The organism is Streptomyces sp. NPDC001832, from assembly GCF_040297265.1.
Taxonomy (GTDB): domain Bacteria; phylum Actinomycetota; class Actinomycetes; order Streptomycetales; family Streptomycetaceae; genus Streptomyces.
Map to the genome: position 1 here is coordinate 20,192 of NZ_JBEOYU010000064.1, position 7,559 is coordinate 27,750.

General features: G+C 70.3%; 5 protein-coding genes and 1 pseudogene. All 6 read left to right on the top strand.

From position 1 onward, the window contains the following. Nucleotides 1–140: 140 nt before the first annotated feature. Nucleotides 141–2,321 carry an acyl-CoA dehydrogenase family protein gene (locus ABT115_RS29415; protein ID WP_351796086.1) on the top strand — a complete coding sequence of 727 codons (2,181 nt, stop codon included), beginning with the start codon at nucleotides 141–143 and terminating at the stop codon, nucleotides 2,319–2,321. Nucleotides 2,322–2,333: 12 nt separating this feature from the next. Beyond that, entirely contained in the window at nucleotides 2,334–3,530 is a 1,197-nt protein-coding gene (locus ABT115_RS29420) for a lipid-transfer protein (RefSeq protein WP_351796089.1), read from the top strand. 69 nt (nucleotides 3,531–3,599) lie between these two features. Continuing rightward, a pseudogene (locus tag ABT115_RS29425) lies at nucleotides 3,600–3,839 on the top strand (MFS transporter); the annotation flags it as partial. A gap of 223 nt (nucleotides 3,840–4,062) precedes the next feature. Continuing rightward, entirely contained in the window at nucleotides 4,063–4,935 is an 873-nt protein-coding gene (gene chsH3, locus ABT115_RS29430; RefSeq protein ID WP_351796092.1) for an enoyl-CoA hydratase ChsH3, read from the top strand. A gap of 64 nt (nucleotides 4,936–4,999) precedes the next feature. Further along, nucleotides 5,000–6,076, top strand: a complete 1,077-nt coding sequence (locus ABT115_RS29435; RefSeq protein ID WP_351796095.1) for a Zn-dependent alcohol dehydrogenase — start codon at nucleotides 5,000–5,002, stop codon at nucleotides 6,074–6,076. Nucleotides 6,077–6,129: 53 nt separating this feature from the next. Next, nucleotides 6,130–7,071, top strand: a complete 942-nt coding sequence (locus tag ABT115_RS29440) for a 3-oxoacyl-ACP reductase (protein WP_351796098.1) — start codon at nucleotides 6,130–6,132, stop codon at nucleotides 7,069–7,071. Nucleotides 7,072–7,559: the final 488 nt, after the last annotated feature.

Below are 7,559 nucleotides of genomic sequence, written 5' to 3' on the forward strand. Positions count from 1 at the left end.
AAGCGAAGAGATCCACGTCAAAGGACAGCACGGGACGGCTCGTCCTCTACCACCCGGGCACGACATCTGACCTTCCGTCAGAATGGAACGTGTTCTACTCTGGCCGCTCGTTCCAGTGACTGCGACCGGCGAGGATCCGCATGGGCATCGGAATCACCGAAGAACAGAGGGAGTTGGCGCAGGCCGTACGGGGCTGGCTGGCGCGCGCCGTACCGCCGGAGGAGATGCGTAAACTCCTCGACGCGGAAGCCCCAGGTCCCCCCGGCGTGCGCCCCGGGCACTGGGGCGGGCTCGTGGAACAGGGCCTTCTCTCCATCCATCTGCCCGAGAAGTACGGGGGCGGGGGCGGCCAACTAATCGATCTGGCCGTGGCATTGGAAGAGGCGGGCCGGGCGGTGCTCCCTGGCCCGTATCTCGCGAGCGCCCTCGCCTCCGCCGTACTGCACGCGTCGGGGGCGGACACGGCAGTACGCGACCTCGCGGACGGCACCCGCATCGGCGCTGTCGCCCTCGGTCCCGGCACCCTCACCGCCGTGGAGCACGAGGACGGCCATCTGCTCGACGGCACGGCGCCGCCCGTCCTCTCCGGCGCGGACGCCGACCTCCTCCTGCTGGCCGCCGAATCGGCCACCGGCACCCTCTGGTTCGCCGTCGACTCCTTTGCCGATGGGCTGACCGTCCGCCCGCACCACAGCGCCGACCCGACCCGCCCCACGGCCGAGATCCGTGCCGACGGCGTGCTTGTCCCCGTGGAACGCGTCGTACGGACCGACACCGCGCACGTCCGCGACCTCGCCGCCGTCCTCTTCTCCGCCGAAGCGTGCGGAACCGCGGCCAGGGCGCTGAACACCGCGGCCGAATACGCCAAGGTCCGTGAACAGTTCGGCCGCCCCATCGGAAAGTTCCAGGGGGTCAAGCACCTCTGCGCCGACATGCTTGTACGGGTCGAGCGGGCCCGCGCTCTGGTGTGGGATGCGGCCCGCGCCGCCGACGAGGAGAAGGACCCCGATGTACGGTCCATGGTCGCCGCCCTGGCCGCGTCGGACGCACTCGACGCCGCGTACGGCTGCGCCAAGGACTGCATCCAGATCCTCGGCGGCATCGGCTTCACCTGGGAGCACGACGCCCATCTGTATCTGCGCCGGGCCTTGGTGGCCCGGCAACTGCTCGGGGCCGGTGACGCCCACCGGCTGCGGGCCGTACGGCTGGCCGAGGGCGGCGCACGCCGCGAACTCACCCTCGAACTCCCCGCCGAGGCCGCGGCCCACCGGGCCGGGGCACGCGACGCCGTCGCCGCCGCCCGCGGCCTCGACCCAAGGGCCGCCCGCCGCGCTCTCGCACCGACCGGCTACGCCGCCCCGCACCTTCCAGCCCCGTACGGACTGGGTGCAGGTCCGGTCCAACAACTCGCCGTACAGCAGGAGTTGAAGGAACAGGGGGTGAAGCTGAGCGACCTCGGGATCGCCACCTGGGTCGTCCCTTCGCTCATCGCCCACGGGACGCCACAGCAGCAGGACCGCTACCTGCTGCCGACCCTGCGCGGCGAACTCCTCTGGTGCCAGCTGTTCTCCGAACCCGGCGCGGGCTCCGACCTCGCCTCGCTCCGGACGAAGGCCGAGCGGACGGTCGACGGCTGGCGGATCAACGGGCAGAAGGTGTGGACGAGCGCCGCCCAATGGGCCGACCACGGAATCCTGCTGGCCAGGACCGACCCGGACGCCCCCAAGCACCAAGGGCTCAGCTACTTCCTCGTCGACATGAAGAACACCGAGGGCATAGACATCCGCCCGCTGAAGGAGATCACCGGCGAATCCCTCTTCAACGAGGTGTACTTCGACGACGTCCTGCTGCCCGCCGACGCCGTCGTCGGCGAGATCGGCGACGGCTGGCGGGTCGCCCGCAACACCCTCGGCAACGAACGCGTCCACATGGCCGACCAGATGACCTTCGACACCGGCCTCGAGGCGCTGATCGCCCGCTCCGGCGAACTCGACGGCACGTACAGGGCCCGCATCGGAGCAGTTGCCGCCGAGGCCCACGCACTCGCCTGCATCGGACTGCGGACCACCCTGCGGCAGGTGTCCGGACTCGAACCGGGCGCGGGAGCCTCCGTCCGCAAACTCGTCCAGACCACCCACCAGCAGAAAGTCGCCGAACTGGCCCTCGAACTGCTCGGCCCGGCCGGCGCGGTCGACGAAGGAGCGGGGGAGCGGGCCGTGCACGGCTTCTTGATGTCCCGCTGTCTGACCATCGCGGGCGGCACCACCCAGGTTCAGCTCAATGTCGTCGCCGAGCGCATTCTCGGCCTTCCGCGCGATTGAAGGGACTTGCCCATGAAGGCGTACATCGTCGGTGTCGGAATGACGAAGTTCGAAAAGCCCGAGACACGCGACTGGCAGTACTGGGACATGGCGAAGGAGGCCGGGACGGCGGCGCTCACCGATGCCTCCATCGCGTACGAGCAGGTCCAGCAGGTCGCCGTCGGCTACTGCTTCCAGGCCTCCACCGCAGGTCAGCGCGCCGTCTACGGACTCGGCCTGACCGGAGTCCCCGTCTACAACGTCAACAACAACTGTGCCACCGGATCCACGGCACTGATGATGGCCCGTCAGTTCGTCGAGGGCGGCGGCAGCGACTGCGTCCTCGCGCTCGGCTTCGAGAAGATGACGCGCGGGGCACTCGGTGGAGGAGGCGCCGACGGCGGTGCGGCGGACTTCAAGACCTCACCGGTGGCCAAGCACTACGGGATCATGGCCGCCGCACACGGCTTCGAGATGAGCCCGCCCACCGCTCAGATATTCGGCAACGCGGCCCGCGAGCACATGGAGCGGTACGGGACGACAGAGGCCCAACTCGCAGCGGTCGGCGCCAAGAACCACCGGCACTCGGTGAACAACCCGTACGCCCAGTTCCAGGACCCGTACACGGTCGAGGAGATCCTCGCCGCGAAGACCATCCACCACCCACTGACCAAGCTCCAGTGCTCACCCACCTCCGACGGGTCGGCCGCCGCCGTCGTCGTATCGGAACGCTTCGTCGAGAGCCACGGTCTGGGCGACCGGGCGGTCGAGATCGTCGCCCAGGCCATGACCACCGACACCGGCGACTCCTTCGCCTCCGGGACCTGCATCGACGCCGTGGGACAGCCGATGTCGCGGGCCGCCGCCCAGCAGGTGTACGAGGCCTCCGGACTCTCGGCCGCCGACCTCGACGTCATCGAGCTGCACGACTGCTTCTCCATCAACGAACTCCTCACCTACGAGGCGCTCGGGCTGTGCGGCGAGGGCGAGTCCGGGAAACTCGTCGAGTCCGGGGCCACCACGTACGGCGGCCGGTGGGTGGTCAACCCGTCCGGCGGGCTGATCTCCAAGGGGCACCCGCTCGGCGCCACCGGAATCGCCCAGGCCGCCGAAATCACCTGGCAGCTCAGGGGGGAGGCGCAGGGCAGGCAGGTGAAGGACGCCCGGGTCGGCCTGGCGCACAACGTCGGGCTCGGCGGGGCGGCGGTGGTGACGCTGCTGCGGCGGTAGCGGGGGACCGGCAGGCGACGTCCTGCGCCGCCGGACCGGGCCGGCACCGCCCCGAACACCGATGCCCGGGGCGCGGCCCCCGGCGAATCCGGCCTGGTCTCCGGCCTCGTCAACACCTCACGCACGATGGGCGGTGCGCTCGGTCTCGCCGTACTCTCCACGGTCGCCGCGGCACGCACGGCGGGTGGCACCGGGCCGTAGCTCACGGCCGGATTCGCGCTGGCATTCCGCACGGCTGGAACGGTGCTGCTGGGCGGACTGCTGCTGAGGGCGCTGTGGCTGCCGCGGCACCGGTCCGCCCGGCCCTGAGCCGGGCCCGGCAGTGCCTCCGCAGTGGATCGGCCCGGCCATCTGATCTGACGCTACGTCAGCAACGGTCTTCCCAACTGCTTGGTGCTGCGTTATACATGGGAGTCATCGGCTAGAACGCGTTCTAGAACGAGCGTGGTGGCCGGTCCCGCACGACCTCGGTGCGGCCGACGGTGCGGACGGCCGCGCCGAGGTCTTCCCACCATCAAGGAGCGGCTCTCCCATGCCCATTGATGCCGAAAAGGCTGTCGCCGCCGAACCCCGGTTCACCCGGATCAGCTGGGACCACAAGGACGTCCAGCTCTACCATCTGGGCATCGGCGCGGGCGCCGATCCCGACCGGGCCGACCCGGCCACCGACCCCGGCGAGCTGCGCTACACCCTGGAGTCCCGGCTCCAGGTGCTGCCCTCCTTCGCCACCGTCGCGGGAGCCGGCATGGGCGTCGTCGGCGGACTCTCCTCGCCCGGCATCGACATCGACCTCGCCGCCGTCCTGCACGGCGGACAGAGCGTGCGGGTGCACCGGCCGATCCCCGTGAAGGGCAGCGCGGTACAGACCTCGAAGGTCGCCGCCGTGTACGACAAGGGCAAGGCGGCCGTGCTGGTGCTGCGCACCGAGGCCGCCGACGACGAGGGCCCGCTGTGGACCAATGACGCCCAGATCTTCGTCCGGGGCGAGGGCGGCTTCGGCGGCGAACGCGGCCCCTCCGAACGGATCGCCTACCCCGCCGTCGCCCCCGACCACGTGGTGGAGCGGCCGATCCGCCCGGACCAGGCACTGCTGTACCGCCTCTCCGGGGACTGGAACCCGCTCCACGCCGACCCCGAGTTCGCCAGGCTGGCCGGCTTCGACCGGCCGATCCTGCACGGACTGTGCACCTATGGCATGACGCTCAAGGCCGTCACCGACACGGTGCTCGGCGGCGACGTGACACGTATCCGCTCCTACCGCACCCGTTTCGTCGGCGTCGTCTTCCCCGGCGAGACCCTCCGCATCCAGATGTGGACCGGCAGGGACCACGTCCGGGTCGAGGTGCGAGCCGTCGAGCGGGACGATGCCCCGGTCCTCGGCGACACCTTCATCGAACACTCCTGAACCGATGTGAACCAACGACCTCGCAACTCCGAGAGGTCCACGGGCCCATGAGGGGAGCCGCACCATGCGCGCAGCCGTACTGCACGAGATAGGTCAGGACAAACTGGAAGTCCTCGACGACGTCGAGGCGGTGGGCTTCGGCCCCGGCAAGGTCAAGCTCCGCATCCGGGCCACCGGACTGTGCCACTCCGATGTCTCCGCGATGAGCGGCGTGCTGCCGCAGCCCGCCCCCTTCATCCCGGGCCACGAGGGCGCGGGCGAAGTCATCGACGTCGGCGACGGCGTCACCGGGCTGAACACGGGGGACCGGGTGCTGGTCTGCTGGCTGCCCGCATGCGGGTCGTGTCCGTCCTGCAAACGCGGCCAGACCCAGCTCTGCCTGGCCGGCTTCATGAATGCGGGAACGCCCAACTTCAAGCGCCCCGGGGGAGACGTCTTCGGCTTCGCGGGCACCGGCACCTTCACCGAGGAGGTCGTCGTCGGCGCGGGCTGCGCGGTGCCGATCCCCGACGACGTACCGTTCGAGATCGCCGCGCTGATCGGCTGCGGGGTGACCACCGGGCTGGGCGCGGCCATCAACACCGCGCAGGTGGAGGCCGGTTCGTCGGTCGCTGTGATCGGCTGCGGCGGGGTCGGCATCTCCACGGTCCAGGGAGCCAAGGTGCAGGGCGCCGCCCAGATCGTGGCCGTGGACCCGGTCGCAAGCCGGCGCGAGGCGGCACTGCGGTTCGGTGCGACCGAGGCGGTGTCCCCGGACGAATTCGCCGACGCCAAGCAGCGGATCACCGCGGGCGAGGGCTTCGACTACGTCTTCGAGGTCGTCGGCAAGTCGGCCACCGCCCGCACGGCGTACGAGAACACCCGGCGGGGTGGCACCCTCTGCATCGTCGGCGCGGGCGCGATGGACGACAACTTCCAGGTCAACATGTTCGAACTGTTCTTCGACGAGAAGCGGATCCTGCCCTCCATGTACGGGGGAGGTGATGTGCTCCGGTCGTACGAACGGGCCATCGCGCTCTGGCGGGCCGGCCGGATCGACCTCGAATCGATGATCACCCACCGGGTGCGGCTCGACGGCATCAACGACGCCCTCGACCAGATGAGGACCGGCGAGTCGCTGCGCACCTGCATCGAACTCTGAACTCACCCTGCTCCCGCCCTGCTCCCACGCCCTGAGAGGACTCCGAGATTCCGATGTCACTTCCCCTGGACGGCATGTCCGCGATCGTCACGGGCGCGGGCCGCGGCCTCGGACGCGCCGAAGCGCTGGAACTGGCGCGGCTCGGCGCCTGCGTCGTCGTCAACGACTACGGGCAGCCGGGCCGCGACGGCTCCGGCGAGGCGTCCGCGACCCCCGCCGAGGAGGTCGCCGAGGAGATCCGGGCGGCGGGCGGCCAGGCGGTCGCCCACCTCGGTGACGTCTCCGACCACGAGCAGGCCTGCGCCCTGGTGGAGCTGGCCGTCGGCACGTACGGGAAGCTCGACATCCTGGTCAACAACGCGGGCATCCTGCGTGACCGGATGGTCTTCTCGATGACCGAGGACGAGTGGGACTCCGTCATCAGGGTTCACCTCAAGGGCCACTTCAACACCACGCATTTCGCCGCATCCCACTGGCGCGCCCGCTCCAAGGAGTCCGGCGGCCCGGTGTACGGCCGGATCGTCAACACCTCGTCGGAGGCGTTCCTGGCCGGTTCGGCGGGCCAGCCGAACTACGCGGCGGCCAAGGGCGGCATCGTCGGCCTCACCACGTCCTCGGCCCTGGCCCTGGCCAAGTACGGCGTCACCGCCAACGTCATCTGCCCGCGGGCCCGCACCCGGATGACAGAGGACGTCTTCGCGGGCTTCCAGGAACCGACGGACGGCCGGCTCGACGCGCTCGCCCCCGAGCATGTCTCGCCGCTGGTCGGCTATCTGGCCTCCCCGGCGGCGGCCAAGGTCAACGGTCAACTGCTCGTCGTGCACGGCGGGATGGTCGCTATCGTCGAACGCCCCAGGGTGGCGGCGAAGTTCGACTCCTCGAAGGAGACGTTCTCCTTCGACGAGCTGGACGAGCTGATCTCCCCGTACTACGAGGGCCGCCCGACGGGCGAGACCTTCGCCGCGGCGGAGGTGCTCGGTCTGAAGCGGGGCTGACCGCAACGCAGACGGGTGGGCCCCGGCAGCCGACCGGCTGCCGGGGCCCACCCGTCCCTCGTTGATGTTCTGCGGTCAGGCCGCCCTGCTGTCCCCCTCGGAGGGGCGGCGGTGGCGGCCGTGAGGCTGTGCTGACGTGTCGTCCGTCGACACATCCCCTCGGTGCTTTCCGGCGCCGCCGGCTTCGGCCCGTTCCGCGTCCGCCCCCGGCGGACGTGTCTGGGTCGTGTCGGTTCGCGCTTCAGACATGTGGGAAGTCCCCCCGTTGATCGCTTACGTGTGTGTCACCAGGGCCGATCACGCCGCCGCAACGCGACAGGGTCACCGTCGGGGACCGAGAGGTACGGCTGCGCGGCCCAGGCCCAGGATTTTAGACCGACCGGCAAACGGGGCCTTAGACCGACCGGCAAATGGGGGGCGGCGTCGCGGGGCTGGGCACGCACATCTGCCGCGTTGTCGTCAATCACCAACGCGCCTTCCCCAAACTC

What these genes read in the sequence shown, in the direction of transcription:
- ABT115_RS29440 (WP_351796098.1), top strand. Translation starts at nt 6,130, where the DNA reads ATGTCACTTCCCCTGGACGGCATGTCCGCGATCGTCACGGGCGCGGGC.
- chsH3 (WP_351796092.1), top strand. Translation starts at nt 4,063, where the DNA reads ATGCCCATTGATGCCGAAAAGGCTGTCGCCGCCGAACCCCGGTTCACC.
- ABT115_RS29415 (WP_351796086.1), top strand. Translation starts at nt 141, where the DNA reads ATGGGCATCGGAATCACCGAAGAACAGAGGGAGTTGGCGCAGGCCGTA.
- ABT115_RS29420 (WP_351796089.1), top strand. Translation starts at nt 2,334, where the DNA reads ATGAAGGCGTACATCGTCGGTGTCGGAATGACGAAGTTCGAAAAGCCC.
- ABT115_RS29435 (WP_351796095.1), top strand. Translation starts at nt 5,000, where the DNA reads ATGCGCGCAGCCGTACTGCACGAGATAGGTCAGGACAAACTGGAAGTC.